This is a genomic window from Streptomyces sp. NBC_00568 (genome assembly GCF_026341855.1).
GTDB lineage: Bacteria > Actinomycetota > Actinomycetes > Streptomycetales > Streptomycetaceae > Streptomyces.
Genome location: NZ_JAPENW010000001.1, coordinates 4,373,672 through 4,396,874, shown reverse-complemented (window position 1 = coordinate 4,396,874; position 23,203 = coordinate 4,373,672). Strand labels below are relative to the sequence as shown.

General features: G+C 69.7%; 19 protein-coding genes and 1 pseudogene. 13 read left to right on the top strand and 7 right to left on the bottom strand.

Going from position 1 to position 23,203, the window contains the following annotated elements; translation table 11 throughout:
• Window positions 1-78 precede the first annotated feature (78 nt).
• The 4 genes from OOK38_RS19155 (at window position 79) to OOK38_RS19140 (ending at window position 8,568) form a co-directional block, all read left to right on the top strand.
• Complete coding sequence (locus OOK38_RS19155) at window positions 79-483, top strand: globin (RefSeq protein ID WP_266758847.1); 405 nt, start codon at window positions 79-81, stop codon at window positions 481-483.
• Window positions 484-662: 179 nt separating this feature from the next.
• Complete coding sequence (locus OOK38_RS19150; protein WP_266758848.1) at window positions 663-3,923, top strand: ABC transporter permease; 3,261 nt, start codon at window positions 663-665, stop codon at window positions 3,921-3,923.
• Between the two features lies 1 nt (window position 3,924).
• Window positions 3,925-6,870, top strand: a complete 2,946-nt coding sequence (locus OOK38_RS19145; RefSeq protein WP_266758849.1) for an FtsX-like permease family protein — start codon at window positions 3,925-3,927, stop codon at window positions 6,868-6,870.
• A gap of 702 nt (window positions 6,871-7,572) precedes the next feature.
• The gene (locus OOK38_RS19140) at window positions 7,573-8,568 is read left to right on the top strand and encodes an ABC transporter ATP-binding protein (RefSeq protein WP_266758851.1); all 996 of its coding nucleotides are present in this window, start codon (window positions 7,573-7,575) and stop codon (window positions 8,566-8,568) included.
• Between the two features lie 106 nt (window positions 8,569-8,674).
• Here the strand turns inward: OOK38_RS19140 and OOK38_RS19135 are convergent, their stop codons facing one another.
• Genes OOK38_RS19135 through ettA form a run of 3 tightly spaced genes read right to left on the bottom strand, consistent with a single transcriptional unit; the run spans window position 8,675 to window position 11,466 of the window.
• Window positions 8,675-9,388, bottom strand: coding sequence for a hypothetical protein (locus OOK38_RS19135; protein WP_266758853.1), 714 nt, complete (start codon window positions 9,386-9,388; stop codon window positions 8,675-8,677).
• Window positions 9,385-9,795 (bottom strand): thioesterase family protein, encoded by a 411-nt coding sequence (locus tag OOK38_RS19130; RefSeq protein ID WP_266758855.1) that lies wholly within the window; start codon window positions 9,793-9,795, stop codon window positions 9,385-9,387. Before OOK38_RS19130 ends, OOK38_RS19135 begins: the two co-directional genes overlap by 4 nt.
• A gap of 6 nt (window positions 9,796-9,801) precedes the next feature.
• Window positions 9,802-11,466, bottom strand: coding sequence for an energy-dependent translational throttle protein EttA (ettA, locus tag OOK38_RS19125; protein WP_266758857.1), 1,665 nt, complete (start codon window positions 11,464-11,466; stop codon window positions 9,802-9,804).
• A 295-nt stretch (window positions 11,467-11,761) separates the two neighbouring features.
• Here ettA and OOK38_RS19120 point away from each other — a divergent pair, with 295 nt between their 5' ends.
• On the top strand, window positions 11,762-12,520 hold the full coding sequence (locus OOK38_RS19120; protein WP_266758859.1) for a hypothetical protein: 759 nt from the start codon (window positions 11,762-11,764) through the stop codon (window positions 12,518-12,520).
• Between the two features lie 153 nt (window positions 12,521-12,673).
• Here the strand turns inward: OOK38_RS19120 and OOK38_RS19115 are convergent, their stop codons facing one another.
• Window positions 12,674-12,850, bottom strand: coding sequence for a hypothetical protein (locus OOK38_RS19115; RefSeq protein WP_266758861.1), 177 nt, complete (start codon window positions 12,848-12,850; stop codon window positions 12,674-12,676).
• 852 nt (window positions 12,851-13,702) lie between these two features.
• On the opposite strand from OOK38_RS19115, the gene OOK38_RS19110 reads away from it, so the two are divergent.
• From OOK38_RS19110 to OOK38_RS19095, 4 genes are all read left to right on the top strand, one after another.
• Entirely contained in the window at window positions 13,703-13,897 is a 195-nt protein-coding gene (locus tag OOK38_RS19110) for a hypothetical protein (protein ID WP_266758863.1), read from the top strand.
• Window positions 13,898-14,517: 620 nt separating this feature from the next.
• Window positions 14,518-14,850 carry a hypothetical protein gene (locus tag OOK38_RS19105; protein WP_266758864.1) on the top strand — a complete coding sequence of 111 codons (333 nt, stop codon included), beginning with the start codon at window positions 14,518-14,520 and terminating at the stop codon, window positions 14,848-14,850.
• Window positions 14,851-15,422: 572 nt separating this feature from the next.
• A complete protein-coding gene (locus tag OOK38_RS19100; RefSeq protein ID WP_266758866.1) occupies window positions 15,423-15,920 on the top strand; it encodes a hypothetical protein in 498 nt (165 codons plus the stop codon).
• A 1,027-nt stretch (window positions 15,921-16,947) separates the two neighbouring features.
• Window positions 16,948-17,757 (top strand): hypothetical protein, encoded by an 810-nt coding sequence (locus tag OOK38_RS19095; protein ID WP_266758868.1) that lies wholly within the window; start codon window positions 16,948-16,950, stop codon window positions 17,755-17,757.
• 382 nt (window positions 17,758-18,139) lie between these two features.
• On the opposite strand, the gene OOK38_RS19090 is transcribed toward OOK38_RS19095, so the two are convergent.
• The gene (locus tag OOK38_RS19090; protein ID WP_266758870.1) at window positions 18,140-18,397 is read right to left on the bottom strand and encodes a hypothetical protein; all 258 of its coding nucleotides are present in this window, start codon (window positions 18,395-18,397) and stop codon (window positions 18,140-18,142) included.
• Window positions 18,398-18,864: 467 nt separating this feature from the next.
• Between OOK38_RS19090 and OOK38_RS19085 the strand changes: the two genes are divergently transcribed.
• From OOK38_RS19085 to OOK38_RS19075, 3 genes are all read left to right on the top strand, one after another.
• The gene (locus OOK38_RS19085) at window positions 18,865-19,257 is read left to right on the top strand and encodes a DUF6176 family protein (RefSeq protein ID WP_266758872.1); all 393 of its coding nucleotides are present in this window, start codon (window positions 18,865-18,867) and stop codon (window positions 19,255-19,257) included.
• 586 nt (window positions 19,258-19,843) lie between these two features.
• Window positions 19,844-20,173 carry a hypothetical protein gene (locus OOK38_RS19080; protein WP_266758874.1) on the top strand — a complete coding sequence of 110 codons (330 nt, stop codon included), beginning with the start codon at window positions 19,844-19,846 and terminating at the stop codon, window positions 20,171-20,173.
• Between the two features lie 286 nt (window positions 20,174-20,459).
• Window positions 20,460-20,801 carry a hypothetical protein gene (locus OOK38_RS19075; RefSeq protein WP_266758876.1) on the top strand — a complete coding sequence of 114 codons (342 nt, stop codon included), beginning with the start codon at window positions 20,460-20,462 and terminating at the stop codon, window positions 20,799-20,801.
• Window positions 20,802-21,162: 361 nt separating this feature from the next.
• On the opposite strand, the gene OOK38_RS19070 is transcribed toward OOK38_RS19075, so the two are convergent.
• Entirely contained in the window at window positions 21,163-21,600 is a 438-nt protein-coding gene (locus OOK38_RS19070) for a hypothetical protein (protein ID WP_266758878.1), read from the bottom strand.
• Window positions 21,601-21,619: 19 nt separating this feature from the next.
• Between OOK38_RS19070 and OOK38_RS19065 the strand changes: the two are divergent.
• Window positions 21,620-21,919: pseudogene (locus tag OOK38_RS19065) on the top strand (tyrosine-type recombinase/integrase); the annotation flags it as partial.
• Between the two features lie 86 nt (window positions 21,920-22,005).
• On the opposite strand, the gene OOK38_RS19060 reads toward OOK38_RS19065, so the two are convergent.
• Window positions 22,006-23,118 (bottom strand): helix-turn-helix domain-containing protein, encoded by a 1,113-nt coding sequence (locus OOK38_RS19060; protein ID WP_266758880.1) that lies wholly within the window; start codon window positions 23,116-23,118, stop codon window positions 22,006-22,008.
• Window positions 23,119-23,203: the final 85 nt, after the last annotated feature.

Genomic DNA, 23,203 nt, shown 5'->3' with positions numbered 1-23,203 from the left:
TCCGGAGCGGGTCCGTCCCGCGCTGCGCGTGGTCCTAAGCCTTGAGTCCTCGGTCACCCCGTCTGAGAGCATGGGGACGTGAAAGAGATTCGGCGCGGCACGCTTCAGGAGCAGACCTTCTACGAGCAGGTCGGCGGCGAGGAGACCTTCCGGCGCCTCGTGCACCGTTTCTACGAGGGTGTCGCCGGGGACCCGCTGCTGAAGCCCATGTATCCCGAGGAGGATCTGGGCCCGGCGGAGGAACGCCTCACCCTGTTCCTGATCCAGTACTGGGGCGGTCCGACGACGTACAGCGAGAACCGCGGCCACCCCCGGCTGCGGATGCGGCACGCGCCCTTCAAGGTCGACCAGGCCGCGCACGACGCCTGGCTCCTGCACATGCGCGCCGCCGTCGACGAGCTCGGCCTCTCCGAGGAGCACGAGCACACCCTGTGGAACTACCTGACGTACGCGGCCGCTTCGATGGTGAACACGGCGAGCTGATCGCCGGTCCGACGGTGAACGCAACAGGCTGATCACTGACGCGCGCATTCCGGTCGCGCGACGCCGGATTCCGGTCACAATCCGGTCAAGGCCGCCCTACAAGCGCTTACCCCCGGGCCCTCCCCTCTGAAAGCATCGCCGCGAGAGTCCGAGATCCGGAACGAACGGCGGGGGGCCGGGTGACGGGGTTCGTCCTACTGCGCGCGCGGGCACACCGTCTGCTGCTGACCGCCGCGCTGCTCACCGTCCTGCTGACCACGGCGGTCCTCGCGACGCTCACCGCGTACTCGGGCGCCATCGGCGACGCCTCACTGCGCCACGCGCTCCAGGACCCCGCCAACGCCGCCGGCACCTCGCTGATCGTCCGCGCCGACGTCCCGTCGGACCGGCGGGCGGCCGCCGACGACGCGGTCCGCGCCGGGGCCCGGCGCACCTTCGACCGCTTCCCGGTCGCCGTGCGCACCCTGGTGCGTTCGGGCCCGTACGCGCTCCCCCGCTCCCTCCAGGAACCCGCGAAACGGGCCGGGGACCCGGACCTCACCCACTTCGCCGCCCTCGACCGCGCCCAGGTCCGGATCACCGCGGGGCGGCTGCCCGCGCGGTCCGGCGGCTCTGTCGTCGACGTCGCCCTGCCCGCCACGGCCGCCGACCGGCTCGGTCTGGGACCGGGAGCGCGGCTCACCCTCGTCGACCGGCTCGGCGGTCCGAAGGTGCGCGTCCGGATCACCGGCCTGTACCGGCCCGCCCGGCCCGCCGCGGCCTACTGGCGGCTGGACGAACTGGGCGGACGCGGGATCAGGAAGGTCGACTTCACGACGTACGGCCCCCTGCTCACCGATCCCGGCACCCTCACCGGCGACCGGGTCAGCGCCGGGGAGTCCGCGTGGCTGGCGTCGGCCGACTTCTCCGCCCTGACGCCCGGCGGGATCGGTGCCCTGCGGGACGCGGCCCGTGCGGGCCAGTCGGGGCTGCGCAAGGACCCCGCCCTCAGCAGGGCCACGGCCGTGACGACCTCACTCCCCGAAGTCCTCGACAGCGTCGATCGCTCACTGCTCGTATCGCGCTCCACCCTGCTGATCGTCGCGCTGCAACTGGCACTGCTCGCCGGCTACGCGCTGCTGCTGGTCGCCCGGCTGCTGAGCGCCGAACGGGCGGGCGAGACACGGGTGCTGCGGGCGCGGGGCGCCTCACGGGGCCGGATCGCCGGGCTCGCGGCCCTGGAGGCGCTGCTGCTGGCCGTGCCCGCGGCCCTCTGCGCGCCCCTCGCCGCCGGGCCGCTGACCCGGCTGCTCGCCGGACTGGGCGCACCGGCCCGGATCGGACTGCACCTCGACTTCGCCGCCGGGCGCGGCGGGGTGTGGCTGGTCTCGGCGGGGGTGGCGCTGGGGTGCGCGCTGGCCGTGACGGTCCCGGCGCTCACCTCCGGGAACGGGCCGGCGGGACGGGCGCGTCCACTGCCCGCCCCGGTGCGCGCGGGCGCGGACGTCGGCCTGCTGGTGATCGCCGCGGTCGCCTACTGGCAGCTGGACCGGCAGACCTCGGGTGCCCTGAGCGGCGACGCCTCCCGGGCCGCAGGCACCGGCCGGGGCGCCCTCGGCGTGGATCCGCTCCTGGTCTCGGCGCCCGCCCTCGCGCTGCTCGCCGGAACCGTGCTCACCCTGCGGCTGCTGCCCCCCGTGGCCCGGCTCGCCGAGCACCGGGCGGCGCGCGGCCGCGGGCTGCCCGCAGCCCTCGCGGGATGGCAGATCGGCCGCCGCCCGATGCGCGGCGCGGGACCGGTCCTGCTCCTGGTGCTCGCCGTGGCGATGGGGATGCTCGCCATCGGTCAGGGCGCCTCCTGGGACCGCTCGCAGGACGACCAGGCGGACTTCCGGGCCGGTACGTCCGTGCGCGTGTCCGCCGGCGACGACGCCGGCCCGGGCCAGGCCGCCACGTACACGGCGCTCCGGGACGTCCGCGCGGCGCCCGCCGCGCGGACGACCCTGCCGCTGTCCGGCAGCCGTACGGCGACGGTCCTCGCGCTGGACACGACGCACGCGGCGGACGGGGTCCTGCTGCGCGGCGATCTGGCCGGGCGGCGGCCGGTGAAACCGCTGCTGGCGGGGCTCGCCCCGAAGGACGCGACCGAGGGCACCGAGATCCCGAAGGGCTCGACGCGGCTCGGCCTGACGATGCGGCTGCGCGGTTCCGGGGAGGGGGCGACCGTGGACGTGTCGGTCACGCTGGAGGACGGCTTCGGGACGCCCTACACCGTACGGATCGGTGAACTGCCCGGCGACGGAAGACGGCACCCGCTGTCGCTGGAACTCCCGCCGGGCCCGCTGAAGTTCACCGGACTCCAGCTCGACATGACCCAGCCCGTCGACAAGGCGCGGCAACACCGGCTCGACGTGGAGGAGTTGAGTGTGACCGACGGCGGCGGAGCGCGGCGGCGGCTCCCGCTGCCGACCGCCTGGGACACCACCTCGGCGACCAACAGCACGGCGGCGTCACCGGACGCGTCCACCCGTCCCGCACCCCCGGAGACGGCGCAGGCTTCGGACAAGGACCTCTCGGTCCGCTACGGCACCGGTTACGTCCCGCACGACCTCGGCTGGCAGATCACCTCGCTGACGGTCCGTCTGCAGGTCCACAGGCCACCGGCTCCGCAGATCGGCGCGATCGCGACCGACCGCTTCCTGAAGTCGGCGGGCGCGCGGAAGGGCCAGCGCCTCGACGTGCCGTTCGCCGGTACCAAGGTCCCGGTACGGATCGTGGACACCGTACGGGCGCTGCCGACCACCTCGGACAGCGACGGCGGGGGCGGGGCGCTGCTGGTCGATCTCCGGTCCGTGAACCGGGTGCTTCAAGCGCGCCAGGGACTGAGTGTCGCGCCCACCGAGTGGTGGCTGCACTCCGCGCCCGGCGACGCGGCACGGGTGGCGGCGGCTCTGCGGGCACTGCCCGGCATCGATCCCTCGCAGGTCGTCGTGCGCGACGAGATCGCCGAAGGGCTGCGCGACGACCCGTTCGGGGCGGGCCCGCAGGCCGCGTTCGCCGCGGCGGCCGTCGTGGCCGCGGCGCTGGCCGCGGTCGGTTTCGCGGTGAGCACGGCCGGATCGCTGCGCGAGCGCGGCGCCGAGTTCGCGGTGCTCAGGGCGCTGGGTGCCCCGCGCCGCCAGCTGGCCCGTCTGATCGCCGCCGAGCAGGGCGTCCTGGTCGCCCTGGCCCTGGTGGTGGGGGTCGCCCTCGGCACGCTGCTCACCCGGGCGGTCGTCCCGCTGATCGTGCTGACGTCGGAGGCCGGCCGTCCGGTCCCCGGGGTGCTGGTCCGGCTCCCGCTTCCGCACGTCGCCGTGCTGCTGGCGGCCGTGGCCGTGACACCGCTGGCCATCACGGCGTTCCTCGCGCTGCGCCGCCCGGACGCGGCGAGTTCGGTGCGCCGGCTGGGAGGTGAGTGACGTGGCCGGGACCGGTGAGGGAAGGGCGGCCCGCGGGGGCCGTACGAGGGTCGCGGCACCCTGGGTGCGCACCCGGCTGCGCGCCGCGCCCGGGGCGGCCCTCGCCCTGGCCCTGCTCGTCGCGCTCACCGCCTGCCTCGCCGCCGCCTTCCCGCGCGCGCTCGACCGGTACGAGGACGCGGGGCTGCGCCGGGTCCTCGACGACGCCTCGGCCCGGCGGACCACGATCCACCTGTTCGCCCCGCAGCCCGGTGTCGAACTCCCGCAGGAGGAGCGGGAGAAGGCCCTGCGCGCGGCCGCCCTGCGCAAGGGGTACGCCGACGTGCTGGCCGCGGTGGACGAGCCCCTGGCCGTCGACCCCGAGCAGTCCTCGTACGGGGTGCTCACCACCAACCCCACGGCCGCGCTGGACCCTTGGCTGCCGCGGCCGACCGGGCTGCCCACCCGTATCGCGCTGGTCGCGCAGAACGGCCTCGGCGATCACTCCCGGCCGGTCTCCGGGCGTCTTCCGCGCTCGACGGGCACGGTGACCGCGGCGACGCCCGAGGTGGAGGGCGCCGTCACCGCCGAGACGGCCAGGACCCTGCGCATCAAGGCGGGTTCGGTGATCCATGTGCCCGCCGTGGAACGCGCGCCGCTGGCCGTACGGATCACCGGTGTCGTCGAACCGCGCGAGCCCGGCGGCGCGTACTGGACGGCCCAGCCGGTGCTCCGCGAACCGTCCCTCGTCCAGCTGCCCGACCAGGGCGGCGACGCGGACAAGTACTGGCTCGGCGCCCTGCTGCTGCCGCCGGACGCGGCGCCCGCCCTGCTCGGCACGCTCGCACGGCCCGAGCGGTACTGGCAGGTGGCCCCCGACACTTCCGCTCCGGCCGCCCACGACGTGCCCCGGCTGGCCTCCGCGATCGCCGCGCTGGAGTCGGGCCCCGGCCTGGGGCGGGTCCGTGAACGCGTGGACCCGCAGGCCGACGCGACGACGGATCTGGACGACGTCCTGAAGTCCTTCACCGAACTGCGCTCCGGCATAGCCCCGTTGGTGGCCGTGGCCGCGTTCGGCACGGGCACGGTCGCCGCCGTCGTGCTTCTCATGGCGAGCGGCCTCGCCGAGGACCGCCGCCGCGCCGAACTCCTCCTGCTGCGTGCCCGCGGCGGTTCGCTGCGCGGCGTCTTCGGGCGTCTGCTCGCCGAGACGGCGGTCGTCGCCGTCCCGGCCGGAGCCCTGGGTCTCGTCGCCGCCCTGCTCGCCGTCCCGCACGGCCGGGCCGGCCACGCGGTGGCCGCCGCGGTCGCCGTGACGGCCCTGGCCTGCGCCGCCCTGCCGGTACGCGCCGCGCTCGCCCACCGCGCGGTGAGCGTCCACGGGGCGCGCGGGGACATCACGTCCGTACGTCCCTCACGGCGCCGCACGGTCGCGGAACTCACCCTCCTGGTACTGGCGGCAGGGGCGGTCGCGGCCCTGCGGCGCAGCGGAACCGGCACCACGGATTCCGCCGGAGGCTCCGGGGATCACCTGGTCGCCCTGGCACCGGTGCTGGTGGGGGTCATCGCGGCGCTGGTCCTGGTGCGGCTCTACCCGTTGCCCCTGCGGCGCCTGTCCCGTCCCGCCGGGCGGCTGCGGGGAGCGGTCGCCCATCTCTCGCTGGCCCGCGCGGGCCGCACGTCCACCTCCACGGCGCTGCCGCTGCTGGCGCTTCTCACCGCTCTCACCACGGCGGCCTTCGGCGGTTCGGTCCTCGCGGGCGTCCACGACGCCCGCGACCACGCGGCCCTTCTCGCCACCGGAGCCGACGCCCGCGTCGAGGCGACCCACGCCCTGCCCGCCTCCCTCCCGGACCGGGTCCGCCGGACACCGGGCGTGCGCGAGGTCACACCGGTGAGCGTCGCCTACCGGGCCCAGACCGGAGTGTGGTCGGGCACGGCGGGCGAGACGGTGGCGGTGGTCGGTGTGGAGCCGGGGGCATACGGACGCCTGGCCCGGGAGGTCGGACTCGGAGGGTTCCCGGAGGAGAGCTTGCGGGCACCACGGTCCGGCTCGGGCAGGAGCGGGACCAGCACCGGCACCGACGCCTCCACCGGCACGGGCACTGGCACCGACGCCTCCAGCGGCACGGGCACTGGCACTGGCACCGACGCCTCCACCGGCACCGAAACCGACTCCACTGCCGGCTCCACTGCCGGCTCCGGTGACACTGTGCTTCCCGCCATCGCCTCCCCCGCGGTCGCCGATCTCTACGGCACCGACCCGGTCCCCGTGCTGATGGAGGACGGCAGTCAGGTGACCGTGCGGATCGCGGCGGTGCGGGAGCTGACGCCCGCCGTGTCCGACCTGGACTTCCTGGTCGTGGACCGGGGCGGCCTCACCCCCCGTGCCGCACGCCCGACCGCGCTGCTCGTGACCGGCGACCACCTCGACGGGGGCGCGCTGCGCGAGGCGGCGGGCACCGGCGTGGACGTACGGCTGCGGGCTGAGGCGCGGGCGCGGTACGTCGACTCACCCCTGCAGGCCGGCGCCGAGCGGATCTACACGGCGGCGGTCGCGGCGGGCGCCGGCTACGCCCTTCTCGCACTGCTGCTGGCCCTCGTACGCGCCGCCCCCGAACGCACCGCCCTCCTCGCCCGGCTGCGCACGATGGGTCTCACCCGTGCCCAGGGGCGCCGCCTGCTGGTTCTGGAGTCCCTTCCCCAGGCCCTGCTCGCGGCGGCCGGCGGCGCGCTCACCGGCTGGGCGGCGATCCGCCTCCTGTCCCCCGGCATCGACCTGACGGCCATCGCCCTCGCCGCCCACAGCACGCCCGCGGGGACCGCCCGGCTCCGCACGGACACGCTCTCGCTGCTCGTGCCGTCGGCCACCGTCCTGGCTCTCGCGACGGGCATCGCGGCGGCGCAGGCGTGGTGGACGGGGAGACGCGGCTCGGTCCGGGAGCTGAGGGCGGGGGACAGCCGATGAGCGCGCGGGGGACAACGGACGAGGAGAGGCCGGGGACGACCGATGCGGAGGAGCCGAGGACGCGTGACGAGACGGAACGGGGAGCACCTGATAGGGAGAGGCGGGACAACTGATGCGCAGCACCTCTGAGCCGACGCGGAGCGGTCCGGCGTCCGTCACGGTGGCGCATGAGCCGACGCGGACCGGTCCGACGTCCGTCACCGTGGCGCATGAGCCGACGCGGACCGGTCCGACGTCCGTCACCGTGGCGCATGAGCCGACGCGGACCGGTCCGACGTCCGTCGCCGTGGCGCATGAGCCGACGCGGAGCGGTCCGGCGTCCGTCGCGGTCGCGGACACGCGGGCGGCCCGATTCACCGCCCACCCCGGGACGGGCGACGCTCCGCCCGCCCACACCCACGCCTCGAACCGACACACGACCACCGCTCCGAGCGCCGCTCCGGGTACCGCATCGGGTGCTCCTCCGGTTACCGCTCCTGCCACCGCTCGGGGTGCGGCTCCGAGCGCCGCCCCGGGTACTGCTCCCGGTGGGGCTCCGGGGACCGCTCCGGCCACGGCTCCGGGTGCTGCTCCGGCCACCGCATCGGGTACTGCTCCGAGCGCCACTCCGGGGGCTCCAGTTGCCGCTCCCGGCACCGCTTCACGCACCGCTTCACGCACCGCTTCGGGCCCCCGATCGACCAGCGTCACCAGGAGTCGGCCATGACCACCGCCCGCCCCACGGAGGCCACCGGCCCCGCGAACCCCGCCGACCCCTCCTTCGCCGACCTCGCCGATCGCGCGGCCGCCCGCCGCGACCTTCCCGCCTACGGCCACGACGCCCTGATCACCTGCGACCGTCTGGTCCGGATCTTCTCCACCGACGGTGTGGAGGTGCAGGCGCTCCAGGGGCTCGATCTGCTGGTCCGGAAGGGCGAGTTGATGGCGCTGGTGGGTGCGTCGGGCAGCGGCAAGTCGACGCTGATGAACATCCTGGCCGGCCTGGACACCCCCACCGCGGGCGCGGCACGCGTCGCGGGCCGTGATCTCCTCACGATGGGGGCGAAGAAGCGCCTGCGTTATCAGCGGGAGGTCGTCGGCTTCGTCTGGCAGCAGACGTCCCGCAACCTCCTGCCGTACCTGACGGCGGCCCAGAACGTCACCCTCCCGATGCAGCTGGCCGGTGGCCGCGCGAGCCGCCGGGCGCGGTCCGAACGCGCCCTGGAGCTGCTGGAGTTGCTGAAGGTCGCCGACTGCCGCGATCGCCGCCCGTACGAGATGTCGGGAGGTCAGCAGCAGCGCGCGGCGATCGCCGTGGCCCTCGCCAACGCCCCCGCCGTCCTGCTCGCCGACGAACCCACCGGCGAGCTCGACTCCCACACCGCCGAGCAGATCTTCGCCGCGTTCCGCACCGCGAACGAGCTCCTCGGCACCACCGTCGTGATCGTCACCCACGACCAGGCGGTCGCCTCCGAGGTGCGCCGCACGGTCGCCATCCGCGACGGCCGCACCTCCACGGAGGTCCTGCGCCGCACGGAGGTCGACGCGGCGACCGGTCAGGAGGCGGTCGTGGCCCGCGAGTACGCGATGCTCGACCGGGCCGGCCGTCTCCAGCTCCCCGCCGAGTACACCCGGGCGCTCGGCATGCGGGACCGCGTGGCACTGGAACTGGAGCCGGACCACATCGGCGTATGGCCGGACGAGCGCCCACCCGAGTGACACCGTCGCGGGACGGGACGGACGGGACGGACGGGACGGCCCGCCACCAGGGGCAGATCACGCGAACGAGAAGGCCCACGCCACGACCGCGTGCGCAACGGCCCGGTCAGTGGACGCTGATGTCCAGGGCCCCGAGTCCCGCCCTGCGGACGGCGACCGACCCGAACGGCGTGCGCAGGCGCAGCCAGGCACCTGACGAGTAGAGCGCCAACGGGCTCTCGCCGGAGGGGGCTTGCTGTGCGGCGGACGGGACCGCGGGCGATACGGGTCGCAGGAATCCCATCGACTGGGCGGCGTGCGCGGCCCGCACGGGAAGTCCGGTGTCACCGATCGACCGGGACCATATCTCCCGCCCGACACGGTCGAGTTCGGCACGGGTCCGCCGCTCGGGCGCCAACTCTTCGGTACGCGCCCGGAATTCGGCCACGGCCGCGGCGACCATCGCCCGTACGGCGTCCGGGGCGGGCAGCCCCGGTTCCTGCCGCCAGCCGCCGCGGGGCGGCAGCACGCCGGCCCACGGTGGCCCGGTGACAGCGCCCGGCACGGCGGCGGTGGCCGCCGACTCGTCGACGGACTCCAGGAGTTCACCGGCCGACACGGTCACGTCGAGGGTGACCTCCAGCCCGTTCTCGTACGGCTTGGCCAGACGCGCCGTGCGGATCGCGAGGACCTCGAACGACGGCGGGCGGCCGAAGACCGCGAGCGTGGTGCCGTGCGCCTGGAGGCGCACGGCGGCCGCGCGGTCGTAGTGGACGAGCCGGGAGAGGAAGGCGGCGAAATCCGCCGCCTCCCCCGCGTCGGCGAGGTGCAGGACCGTCATGCCGCGACGGCCTCGTCCTCGTCGTCGCGGTACGACTCCAGGAAGTCGCGCTCCTCGGCCGTGATCCGGCGAGGACGCTGCTGCTCGAAGTCGAACGGCACGATCACCGTCGAGGCCGTGACGTAGACCTGGTCCGGGTCCTTCACCTCGTAGGTGATCGTGAAGGAAGCCGCCCGGATCTGCGTCACCCAGAGCTCGACGTCCACCGGCGCGTGCCGGTGGACCAACTGCCGCTTGTAGTCGATCTCATGACGCGCCACCACGGACCCCTGCTTGAAGTCCTTCTCCGGGCGGAACAGGAAGTCGATACGGGCTTCCTCCAGATAGCGGAGGAACACCACGTTGTTGACGTGGCCGTACGCGTCCATGTCCGCCCAGCGCAGCGGGCATCGGTAGATGTGGCGCAAGACCGATCAGCCCCGGGTCAGCTTCTTGTAGGTGGCGCGGTGCGGGCGCGCGGCGTCCGCGCCGAGCCGCTCGACCTTGTTCTTCTCGTACGACTCGAAGTTGCCCTCGAACCAGTACCACTTCGACTCACCCTCGTACGCGAGGATGTGCGTCGCGACCCGGTCCAGGAACCAGCGGTCGTGGGAGATGACCACGGCCGCACCGGGGAACTCCAGCAGCGCGTTCTCGAGCGACGACAGGGTCTCCACGTCGAGGTCGTTGGTGGGCTCGTCGAGGAGCAGCAGGTTGCCGCCCTCCTTGAGGGTCAGCGCCAGGTTGAGCCGGTTGCGCTCACCACCGGAGAGGACACCCGCGGGCTTCTGCTGGTCCGGGCCCTTGAAGCCGAAGGCGGACACGTAGGCCCGCGAGGGCATCTCGACCTGACCGACGTTGATGTAGTCGAGCTCGTCGGAGACGACGGCCCACAGCGTCTTCTTGGGGTCGATGTTGGCGCGGCTCTGGTCGACGTAACTGATCTTGACCGTCTCGCCGACCTTGATCGCGCCGGTGTCCGGCGTCTCCAGACCCTGGATCATCTTGAACAGCGTGGTCTTGCCGGCGCCGTTCGGGCCGATGACACCGACGATGCCATTGCGCGGCAGCGTGAAGCTGAGGTCGTCGATGAGGACCTTGTCGCCGAACGCCTTGGAGAGGTTCTGGACCTCGACGACGATGGAGCCCAGCCGCGGGCCCGGCGGGATCTGGATCTCCTCGAAGTCCAGCTTCCGCATCTTGTCGGCCTCGGCCGCCATCTCCTCGTAGCGGGCGAGGCGGGCCTTGGACTTGGTCTGACGGCCCTTGGCGTTGGACCGCACCCACTCCAGCTCTTCCTTGAGCCGCTTGGCGCGCTTCTCGTCCTTGCGGCCCTCGACCTTGAGGCGGGAGGCCTTCTTGTCGAGGTACGTGGAGTAGTTGCCCTCGTAGGGAATCGCGCGGCCGCGGTCCAGTTCGAGGATCCACTCGGCGACGTTGTTCAGGAAGTACCGGTCGTGAGTGACGGCGACGACGGCGCCCGCGTACTTCGTGAGGTGCTGCTCCAGCCAGTTCACCGACTCGGCGTCGAGGTGGTTGGTGGGCTCGTCAAGGAGGAGCAGGTCCGGAGCCTCGATCAGCAGCTTGCAGAGCGCCACGCGGCGCTTCTCGCCACCGGAGAGGTTGGTGACCGGCCAGTCGCCGGGCGGGCAGCCCAGCGCGTCCATGGCCTGCTCGAGCTGCGCGTCGAGGTCCCAGGCGTTGGAGTGGTCCAGGTCGTCCTGGAGCTTCCCCATCTCCTCCATGAGCGCGTCGGAGTAGTCGGTCGCCATCAGCTCGGCGACCTCGTTGAAGCGGTTGAGCTTGCCCATCAGCTCGGCGGCACCGTCCTGGACGTTCTCCAGAACCGTCTTGGACTCGTCCAGCTCCGGCTCCTGCATGAGGATGCCGACGCTGAAGCCGGGCGACAGGAACGCGTCACCGTTGGAGGGCTGCTCGATGCCCGCCATGATCTTGAGAACGGTGGACTTACCGGCACCGTTCGGACCGACCACACCGATCTTCGCACCCGGGAGGAAGCTCAGGGTGACGTCGTCGAGGATCACCTTGTCGCCGTGCGCCTTGCGCGTCTTGCGCATGGTGTAAATGAACTCAGCCAAGAGAAACCGTCCGGACGCTTGAAATCGGCAGTGGGCAGATACACCCCATCTTGCCTGACGGCTACCCCTCGGGGGAAACCCGTTCGGTCAGGGGGCTCCGACCTGGGGTTCTATCGCCGACGTCTGTGGCTCGTCTGTCACTGTCGGTCGCCGTCGGTCGGCCTTGGCCAGCCTCGGACGGCCCAGAGACGGCCCAGAGACGGCTCAGCCGGACCCGCGGACTGAGTCGCTTCCTTGGTCAGTGGGGGCGGCTACGGTGCATCCGCCAGCGAGGGCGACACCCTGGGGAGGGGCTTTGGGAGCCAAGACAGGACTTCTGGTGTACGCCGACGGCGACGTGCCGGAGCTGCTGCGGCGTGTGGGCGCGGCAGATCTTGATCGGACGATCAGCATGATGCGGCAGCTCTACCCGGGCTGGGAGATCGAGGAGTGCGAGGGCTCGAATCTCTGGGACGGCGTCTACCCCTCGAAGGGAACGGCGTACGCAGCCAGCTGGCCGGGCGTGGAGGTCATCGGTGATCAGAGGGTGATGATCGACGCCCCCTCTCAGCTCCCGGAGCACCTCGTCGCAGCGAGCGCCGGCCGACGGCTCGTCCTGCACGCCATGCACAGCGTCGCGGACTGGCTGGCGTTCGCCGTATGGGAGGACGGGCGCCTCGTCCGCTCCCTGAGCCTGTCCCCGGACAGCGGCATCATCGAGAACATCGGCGAGCCACTCCCCTTTGAGCTGCCTTACTGGGCCGGAGACCGCCCGGCCGGCATCGTCCCGTGGCCTGGCGAGGAGGAAGAGCCCTACGCCCTGCCCTTTCACCCCTTGGATCTGGGCGAAGACGCGTTGCGGGCACTCTGCGGCTTTATCCAGGAGGGCCGTCCCGAGCCAGATGACGTCGACGCGGATGCCATCGAGCTGCACGGATTCCATGTGCGGGAGCCACACGGGCCTGCTCGTGCGGAACAGGAAGCGGAGCTGCGCAGAGCCGTGGAAGCCATGGCCCCGCCGCGCTTCTACACACTGAGCCCTGACGGCTCACTGATTGAGCGCGACAGCCTTTAGCTCACGACCTCTTCGGCCCGAAGCAACTTGAGCGCACGCTCCACCTAGGACGGCGGGTTGCTCACCTGCCGCGGCTGTCCGCAGGCGTGCGCCGTTGTCCGCCGCCTACGTTGGCGTTGTCACGCAGATAGACACTCAGGCGCCGTTCGACGGTCAGGTGGTCCTGGTGTCGTCCACCCGCTCGCCCTCTGCCTGGGACGGCTCGGTCCTGGGGACGTCGGGGTGCTGCTCCATGGCCGCGCTCTCGGCCGGTTCGTCACGCTCGCCCTCGGCCTGAGAGGGCGTGTGAGAGTACAGCCAGCGGTCGTAATCCGAGGCTCCGGTCTTCATGGCAGGCCTCCCTTGCTCGCTCAACTCCTATGCTCCTCCCTCGACTGCAGCCGGAGCGAGAGCGAGGTGCAAAAAGGGGGGCGCGAGTGTGTTCGCTCACCGATAGATGGCCACGCTGACCAGGACCAGCTCACGCGAGCCGTGGTCGGGTAGCCGAGTCACAGCATCGCAGGCGAAGAGGTCCCTCCGCTCCTCGCTGGACCATAAATCAAACACATAATTGAATTTGTGCATGTGACCGTTCCCCGCCGACCTCGCTCAGGCGCAGCAGGAGTGGAGTGCCACCTACCGACAGCTTGCGGAGCAGCCCGGCAGAACCGAGTTGCGCCGACATCTGTACCGGCTGTCGGCGCAGCTGCTCTTCCACCCCTACTGGCGGCAACGGCGACCAAGCGCCGCGGAGTTCGGCCTACCGCTGGCGGCTGCAGGGCCGGCCGACGTACTGCCAGGGGCTGGCTTGGTCGCCGTGTACGTTCGCGGTGGAGGATGCGAACACTCCGGGGACGACGCTCGATGGTCATCACCGACCAGCCGCATCCGAGCAACTGGATCGGCCGCGAGGCTGAGCCTGTACTGCCGTCCGGTGTAGCCGCGGCTGTTCGGCTTGCCTTGCGTGAGGGTTGGACTCCGACGGCTCTGGGCTCCTCGTTCCACCTCGACCAGTCCCCTGGCTTCACGTCCTCGTCCTGAGCGGTGTAGAGGCTGAGCGCCGCTTTAGGAGATCATCCGGGCGGCCGCAGGAGTAGGGGTGATGCCTCCCCGCCTACTCCGTGAGTGCTTGGCTGGTTCTCCTGATACGGCTAGGTGCGTTCGCGTTGCCGTCAACGACTACCGTCAGACCAACGCTTCTGTTTGCAGCTCCATGTGGCGGGCGCGGTGGCCCAGGACCTTCGGTCCAACCAGGCCAGGGCCTCCCGCGGTGAAGAGCCGGCCCCGCAGCACGAGCGGCCGAGGAAGAAGGCCACGGCCAAGAAGGCGACGGTGAAGAAGCAGACCGCCAAAAAGACGCAGAAGAAGACCACCAGCCGGAAACGCCGTAGCGCATGACCGAAAGCGTCGTGTCCTTTGCGGCGCAGCCGAACACGGGATAGGAAATTTATCCTGTGTTGTTGACTCTTCTGCCCGGACTCCGCGAACTGCGTACGCCGTTGACAATCGGATACGTATATCTGCTGGCAATCATCCTTGTGGTGGGCGATAGATTCCCGTCGAAGGAAAATGCACCTGCTCCTCTGGAGCCGCTGTACGAGATTGCGGGGTGGCTTGGAAAGCCTGCCCTCCTTGGAGCCAGTGTATTTGCTGCGTATTTCTTGGGAAGCTTGCTCGAAGTAAACGCAGGAACGGTTCTCGGTTTCTTGAGCTGGCTCCGTGTTTCTGCGATCTTGTCCGTACTGTCACTGCCCCGAGTGTCTTCCTTGAGGAGGCGAATCCGAGCTAAACGGCGTGAGTACTTTCCGCCCGTGGATGACCCCTATAGTCGCCCGCAATGGCGAAGGCATCTTCACTGGCCTTACAAAAGGAGCACTAAGGTCAAGACAGGTGCTGGAGAAGTAGTCTTGCGCGGCGGAAGCATGCTGTCACCTGGCTCAGTTGAGATGCTGGTGCGATATGTGCGAGACCGAATCCCCGACAACGACGCCCGAGTGAGGCCCGGTTACGATATTCTGGTGTACGAGTTGTATTCGCTACGAACTCGACTTTTCATGGCAAGTAAAGAGCTGTACGCGGACTACGACCGTCTGGCAGCGGAGGCAGATCTCAAAGTGAACGTCGGGATTTCCGGAAGTGTGTTGAGCTGCGTCGCCTCCTCCAGTCTGTCCGATCCGCGATGGCTCCTTGCATGCGTTCCTATGGTCTTTCTCGTTCGGCGCGGGTTCTCAGCCGCTCGTGGGGCGGCCAACGTCATGGTCCAGGCGATCATTGCCGATGTGGTGACCTCACCAAAATTCGAGGCCTTCGTCGAACACTCGACCCGTTCGGAAGACATTGGATATCGGTGATTACGGCACGGACTCCCCGCCGACCGATCTCCATCCGCCGACCAGCTGTCTTTCCCGTACGCGCGTCAGCCGCCGCCCGGTATGGCGGCTACCACCTGATCGGCTCGCTCCAGATGTGAGAAGTCCGGGTAGTCGGTCACCGGCCGCCGGGTCCCTGCTGGGCATCGACGACGAGGGCAACGCCGGTCGCCTCGTCACAGGTGTCCATGTCCACAGTCCGCGGGATACCGAAAGCTCCGTACCCACCCCCCTCACCCTGCTGATCCCTGCCACGACACCTTCGTCTTCTGTTCCGTCAGGCTGCGGGGAGTGCTGCCTTGTAAGCCTGGTGGTCAGGGTCGTCGAGGGTGTGCAGGTCAAGTCAGGTTTGAGGAGTCCCCAGCTCAGCAAGTCATGTCGACTGCGATGAACCGTCGTTGACCGTGGCTGACCGCCCGATGTGGCACGGCTGTGGCACGGACGTGAACGACAACGGCCCGTGCGGTTTGCCCTCCGGGCGTAACTGCTCAAGATCCGAGACCGGCGGGCCATCCCGTACCGGTGCTGTCCGTCCCGGCTGGCACACTGCCACCATGGACACCACGCCCGAGCAAATAAGCTCCCGGACAGCCGCCGCATGGACGGTCGCGCTCGCGGTCCTCGGAGGATTCACCGGCTTCGCCTGGGGCGGACCGTTCCTCGCCGTCACCTGCGGCCTTTCCGTGGGAGGCGGCGCCGCCGTGGGCACGGCCCTGTCCCGCCGTCGCATCGTCGCAACCATTCGGGAAGGCCAGGGGAAGGCCGCCGCGCTCGGGTACGCCGACGGCATCGCGGACATGATGGTGCTGGGGATATCCACATACAGGGCCTCCGTCTTTCCGCTGTCCGGCCCCAACGCAGTAGACGCCGCTGAGCGCATGGCGCGCCGCAAGGCCGCCTACCAACTCACGGCCGCCGACGGGCTTCCCCATCAGATTCGTGAGGCCGCGGCCGCCGCTCTCGGAGCGATTGACGAGGGGCGTGACCGCGACACCCAGTCCGCCATCGAGGACCTTATGAGGGCCGTCCAGGAACAGCGCCGCGGCACCTGACTGAGGGGCCCTGCGCTTCTAAGGACAGCAGTGTTGAGGGTTCTCCTTATGCCGCTGCGTGCAACTCCTCGCGTAAGTGGCACGACGGCCCCAAACGACCGGAAACGACAGACGCCCAGATCGCCGGTTTCACACCGGCTGACCTGGGCTTTGTTCGTGTCCTGAGACTGGTGGGCGCGGACGGTTTCGAACCGCCGACATCCGCCTTGTAAGTTCGATCCAACTCGGCCTTGGCTGGGCCCAGCTGTGCGCGCAGGAGCCACTGCAACCGTCCAAGGCTGCGGCTGTGCATGGTCGTTGATGTCAGCGTTGGATGTCAGCGGAACAACTCCGGCACGGGGCAGATCTCCAAGGGATCGTCCGGCCGATCCGCCCAGTTCCACCAGACGTGCCGACTGGCGCACCGCCACAGTGATCGGCAGGTCCGCCGGCCGTCGTGCTCGCGCCTGGAGAGCACGAGGCCACCAGACCTCATCGGCTGGCGGCACTCAGGACAGGCCGGGACATCGCTGATCACGTGGCGCACCCTAACGGAACGCGACTGTGGATCTGCATCGAATTGCAGCCCGACCTCTTCGTCCCGAAGCAACTTCGATAGGCGTGCCGCCTTGGGAGGCCGTGCCGTTCACCAGTGCGCTTGGTCCGCAGGTGTCCGCGCTCGTTCGTAGTTGTTCGTCGGCGTTGTCACGCAGTTAGACACTCACCCGATGTGTGGAACAGCGCACGTCAGCTCAGTTCTCCGGGTGCAGGCATGGTGGTTCCAGTGTCGCGGATCAACAAGTCGCGCCCAGGTCAGACGGGTGAGGGCCCGGTCACCTCCTGGTGTCCCCTGTCGACGTTGGTCAACTTTTCACGGCCCAGAGATGGCCCGGCAGCCCATGCATGGCTTTCAGGGGCGGGCAGTCGGCCTGGCCTTGCGGATCTTGACCTCGCCTGCGTCGGGAAACGGGTACCCGCCGGGCGGGAACCGGTGTAGCGTCACGCTCTTCGCCCGGCCCACGGTGCGGAGTCCCGGTAGGTAGCCGCCATGCTCGATCAGCCTGTCCCCGACCCGTACACGATGTGGCGGCTCGCCCTCGCCGAGGTGGACCGGATCTTCGCCTCCCCTCCGGAGCTCGACCGGCCGGTGGAGGGGTGCACTCGTTGCTTCACGGAAGCGGAACTGCGCATCCTCGGCGGTGATCCGCGGGATGTGCCGGACGACGTCCTCGAAGGCTTCATAGGCAAGGTCGTCGATCACTGGGACGCGGACCAGTACCCGGTCCTGTGGCGCCGCCTCATACCGCGTGCCTTGCGTTACTGGGGCCCGGAAGGCCCTGGCACCGACCCGTCCCATGAGCTGCGCGGTCTCGGCCGGTACGGGGCCGAACTGATCGGCTGGCCGGTCGCCGAGCGCACCGCGGTCGAGCAGGCGTTCCGGGCACTGCTCACCCTCGCCCTCACCGACGGTCGGTCCCCCTCGGACATCCGCGACCTCGTGGAAGGCGTCGCCCACGCCACGGGCGGCCTGGAGCCATGGCTGGACCACATCGCCGGCCTCTCCGGCCCCGCCGCGGATGCCGGCCTCGTCCGACTGGCACTGGGCTGGGGGACGGATTTCCTGTGGGAGGAGTTCGATTTCACGTGGTGGTACGACGGCGACCCGCGAACCGTCGCCGACTGGCTGCTCACGCAGCGACCCCGTATCGCGTCCTTCACGGCACGCCACCCACGCTGCAAGAACGCCGCCGACGCACTCATCGCGATCTCCCACCTTCAGGAAGGTGACTGGAGCCCGTGGCTCTACCCCTACGGCCCGCGCCCGCGTCCCCTCCTCCGCCTGGCTACCAGGAGGTGAAGTCCTCGCTTCACAAGCTCAACCCGGGCCCGCTCCGGCTGCTGCCGACGATTGGTGCGACGGCCGGATAGAGATGCTGGTGTACGCCTCTGCCCGGCGCCGTGGATGTCAGAAGCCTCCTGATCCGTAGCTCTAGATAGATCGGTCAGCGGCGGTCATACAGGCCATGCTCCGGGTCTAGATGGACGCTACGGGCCGGGAACAGTTGCTGTGGTTGCGGTACTTCGTTGCTGTACAGCTGGCTGACCGCCGCTTTAGGAGTTCGATCGACACCCGCCCCTGGCGCCGTCGTCGGCAGGTCCAGCGGTCGTACGGGGGTGCTGCTGCATTGCCGCCGTCCGGGCTCGTGGACGACCTCTTTCGCTCGGCAGGGGTAGCGCGATCACCACAAAAGGAAAGCGGTGATCGGCCATCCTGGTAGCACGAGGAGGAATCCCACGACGGCCAGGCCCATGCCGCGCTGGCTCCGTCGGGCCAGCTGGACGCTGGCGGTGATGCTGAAAACGAGCGCCAGCGGCGTGAAGACGAGCAACGACACAAGCAGCCCTAGGATGCCGAGACCGAGAAGCAACAGCAACGACAGCAGCGAGAGGACCAGCGCGGCGATGGCTGCACCGTTCCATGCTGTCGGCGGGTGCATTGGTCCGCCGGGCGAGGGGTAAGGGCCGGACGCAGCATGCCATTCTGAGCCCCTGTATGGGCCGGGTGGCCTGCTTGGGGTCGGATCAGAATCCGTCATCGGGTGGTGCCCTCCCGGCTCCGCGGCTGAGGTAGATCCCTACAGTTGTCGTGACCTGGGGCGAAGGTAGCTCACGTGGTCGAGGGAGCGCTGATGCGGGGCGACGTTCATAGGTCGCGGAAAGCCCACCATGCTGGGCACAGGATTTGGACCTGTGGCCTCATCCTTATCAGGTCGATCGCGGTCCCCCTGGAGGTCGGAGGGGTGTCAGCCTCGCGAGGATGGGGTGACCGTTGGAGGCCGCGCTCGTCCGGGCCGGTCCATCGCTGTTGGTGTCAGTTGCTGATGTCAGGCGCCAGGGCCTCTCTTGACAGACCGCCCATCGCGCCCAGGTACCTCGGAAGAGCGTTCTGACAAACTGCCCGCTCATGAGTGAAGATCGCCCTGCGAGCATCCCTTCCGGTCTGGTCGTTGAACTGTCACGTGCCAAGGTCAAACCCGGCGCCGAGGCTGAGGCCGACAGATGGATGCGCATGCTCAATGACCGACTCGACGAAAGCATAGCCACGCTGGATCGCGAACGGATGGCGATCGAGATCGTGTTCCGGCTACGGGAAAACGGCGAGGACCATCTGTTCTGGGTCACCGTGAGAGGTGAAGACGGGGCAGGACTGGACCACAGTCTTCCCATCGATCGCGATCACATCGAGCATGCCAAGCGGACGAAGGAACCGGGCTGGGTGGAGGCTGAACCACAGGTGCTCATGCTTCCAGAACCAGTGCGAAAGGCGGTGCTGAGCTGGGCACTGCGAGACCGGTAGCTGCTCGCTCAGTCGAACCAAGCAGTCCGTCCTCGCATCATCCCTCCCCGGTGCCAGCCGATTCCCCGCCGTAGACATCGTCTTCGCGGTACACGACTGCACGACGGCTCAGAGCCCCAGACGGATCTCTCTCTGGGGCTCTGAGCTGCGGTTCGGTGGACCTGTAGGGATTGAACCCCAGTCCCCCTCGCTGCGAACTATGGGCATGGTGGTCGCTGAAGTCTGCTGGGCACGTCGAACGGCCGCTTGGGGCTGCCACTGGTCGGGAGTGGTTGCGGTGGTTGCTGTACTTCCCTGCTGTACAGGGCTTGCGCTGACCGCCGCTTTAGGAGTTCGTTCATAGCTGCAGGCGCGCGGCCACGTTGCTACGACAGGAGCCCAAGCGGGCCCTCGGCAGCCGCCAAGGTCTACGTGCGTTCGGCTCCGTTGCCGTCAGGCGCCGTGTCATCGAAGCCCGTCGTCGCGAACTGCTCGCCAGAGGCACTAGAACCACGAAGGCCCCGGCCGCGATGATTCAACCCAGACCCGGGCACTCGTCGCGTCCCCGCCTGTCCCGCGCTCTTCCGCACCGTCTGCCCTGGAGGAAATGATCACCGACATGAACGGACCGCACCGTGACGACCAACTTCCCCGACTGTATGAGGAGCACATGCGGGCACCGTTCCCTGCAGGCTTCCGCGGTGTGGACATTGAAGGCGTGGAGTTGATCCTGCTCGATGCGGATGTCGCTGGCCTCGCCCAAGGGGAGCTCAAGGGCGGGCTCGATGGTGAGGGCGTCGCGATCCTCTGGGCGTGCATCACGGGCCTCGACAAGATCCTTCCGCTGATCGGCGACGAGTACTGCAGGTCCTACTATGCGAGGCTGCGGATGATGGCCGGACTCACAGCAGCGAGATACATGCCCAGCGCGATCTGACGAACGGTCTTGAAAACCGTCGTGACAGCGATGTCACCGTGGGTTCAGCGTTGCCTGCTGCCCGGGAGTGCCCGCGGTTCACCGTGGTTTCCCGCTCGATCGGGCACAACTGGGGCACGGCGCTTCTGATCCGTAGCTTGCGGATCGGGCGGTGCCAGTCATACAGGTCGCTCGGTTGCTTCTGGAGGAGGTCTCGGCGCTCCGCCCCGGGCGATCCGGTGCGAGTGGTCGTTCAACAGCGGATACCCATGCTGGAGAACCCAGGCGCACCTGAGAGCATCCCACCATGGGGATCGACCTACAGCTGCACGACGGCCGCCCGCACTGGCCCAGCCGGCGCTCGAAGCGCAAGCCAACGCTAATCCGTCAGTCCTTTGGCAACGGCGAAGCGCTGGCCGAGCTGATTGCCAAGCTCCCCGTAAACACCTCGGGCAAGCTCTGGATGGTCGACCCTTACAACGACACGGCTTTCAACGAGCAAGTGGCCGAGGCTGCCCTCCGCGAGATCCCAGAACTCCTGGACCGCTGCACCGACGACGCCCAAGTTGAAGCGGTCCAGGACCTCGCGGCCTACTTGAAGGACTGCGCCACGACGCCGGGCAGCTACCTGATCTTTGTCGGAGACTAGTCGGACCACCGGCGCACGGCGGTCTGCGGTCGACGACGCTGAGAGGTTGGCTCCGAGACTTTGGGCGGGAGCTGCCATGGGGCGAGTGATCATGGCCCCTTAAGCTTCCGGCGAGTCGGGCAGTCTGTGGACCTGCCCGTTAAAGCACGACGTTGGGGCCATGATCTTCGAGGCTCGCCCCATGGTGGCTGCCTAAAGTCTCGGAGCCAACCGGCCCATCAGCGTGTTTACCGTTCTCCACTCGGGCCCGCACTCGCTGCGGCCCAGGGCTTGGCCCCGGCGCCGAAGGCGCAGAGGGGCCAAAGCCCAAGGGCCAGCCCGCGCTCGCGCGGGCACTTGAACCAGTAGAGAAAGTTGTAACTCAGTCAGTCGCGCGAGGCTGTCGTATCCCGCTTGGTGCTTGACGGCGCGGATTCGACTCGGGTTGGGCGCCGTGGTTGGAAGCGCGGAACTCGTCCAGGAAGTCGAAGAACGTCTCCAGGGCGGGCTTGTCGGCCTGTTCCGCCGCTCGCTCAATCTCCACTGCCCAGCCCAGCGCGCTGGGGAATTGCATGTCCAGTCTGGTCCACAACCAGTCAGCGAATGGTCCCTGGCTCCCGGTGGAGAAGTCGGAGTCTTCTTCGATGTCGTGGACACTCAGGGCGGCTTGGTATCCGAACAGCACAGACTCCAGATGCAGAAGCGAGCCCCCGCGCACCCACACGCCCGGACGCAGTCGCACTTGGTCCAAGAAGTCGTACACGTCGGTCAGCTCGCTCAGGTGACTGGGTTTTCGCCTGGCCTGCCCTGGCTCTGTCATGAGGGGCACCTTAGCGACCAAGCCCGCGCTTGCCTCGGCCGGCCTCATCCCGACCCCCGAAAAGGGCCACCGGTACGCGGCGGCTCGCGCGCACGGGATGCACGCCCTGAGGCATTTCTACGCCTCGGTCCTCCTGGACGCCGGGGAGAACATCAAGGCGCTGAGCCTCTACCTCGGCCACAGCGACCCGGGCTTCACGCTCCGCGTGTACACGCACCTGATGCCGAGCAGCGAGACCCGGACCCGGAAAGCCATCAGCGCGATGTACCGGGCCGCCGGTCACGCCCATGACGGCCCACAGACGGCCCAAGCCGCCTGACACGGCCCCTCATCGACGGGAAACCCGCTGGTGAGGGGCTGTTTCATGCCCTCGTTCGGCAAGTAACACCCCATCTTGCCTGACGGCTACCCCTCGGGGGAAACCAGTCTCATCGGGGCGCTGTGACCTGCCGCTTCCCCGGCCGCGCCGGTAGCCGACCTGTCACCGGCCGTCGCCGGCGCTGGAGAGGACGCCTGCCGGCTCGGCGCCGGTGGCGCTGCCCAGCCGTGCCGGACGGCGTGGCCGCCGAGCTGCATCCGGGTACGGACCCCGGCCATGTCCATGAGGTGGCGCAGGCGTCGGTGCAGCGTGCGCGGTGACAGGCCCAGCTGTGCGGCGGTCGTCTGGTCGGTCAGGCCGGCCAGCAGGAGCGCGAGGATCCTTCGGTCGAGGTCGGTCGGGCCTTCCGCGCCGAGCTCCACGGTGGTTTCGGCTTCTGTGCCGGTGCCCGACAGCTCGAGCGGGTGGGCGGTGCGCCAGACCGTCTCGAACAGCGCGTCCAACGCGTCCAGCAGGCCGCTGCGGTGCAGCAGCACGGCGCCGGGCTCTCCGGCCGGTGTGACCGCGAGCGGGACCAGGCCGAGGTCGGCGTCGGCCAGCACGAGTTTCATCGGGAGTTGGTCGGTGACACGCAGTTGCACGCCGTTGCGCAGGGAGTCGATCGCGTCGGCGATGATGCCCGGCTCTGCCAGCACGGCCCGGTCCAGTACTGCCCGGAAGTGCACGCCGCGGCCGATGGCCATGGGTTCGGCCGTGTTCTCGTCGGGCGGGACGGCGAGGAACGGTGCGGTGATGAAGCTGCGGACCTGCGTGCGGGCCGCCTGCTGCACCTGGAGGAAGCGATGGCGGATGGCGTCGCGGCCCGTGACGACCTCGATCAGATCGTTGATGCTGTTCCCGGTCATCGCCGCCCGGTGTTCCTCGGCGAGGGTCACCAGTGCCTGCTCAGCCATCCGCAGCCCCTCTCGGCGCTGGGCGATGAGAGCGCCGAACGCCATGGCAGGCGGCGCGGCGGTGAACCGCTCGTCCGCCGACCCGATCACCAGTCCCCACTCGACCAGGCGGGACAAGGCCTTGTCGACGTGGGCCCGCGGTACGGCGAGCAGATCCGACAGCAGCACCGCGGTGGAGTCCGGCTGCCCGACCAGCGTCCGGTAGACGCGCTCGTCATCGGGTTCGAGGCCCAGAACGTCCAGCATCGGCGACCGACCTTCTTCCACTTGCCGCAGCGGGGAGAGTATGTGCCATGGCGGCGGACCCTGAATAGTGCCTGCTGGGAGCAGG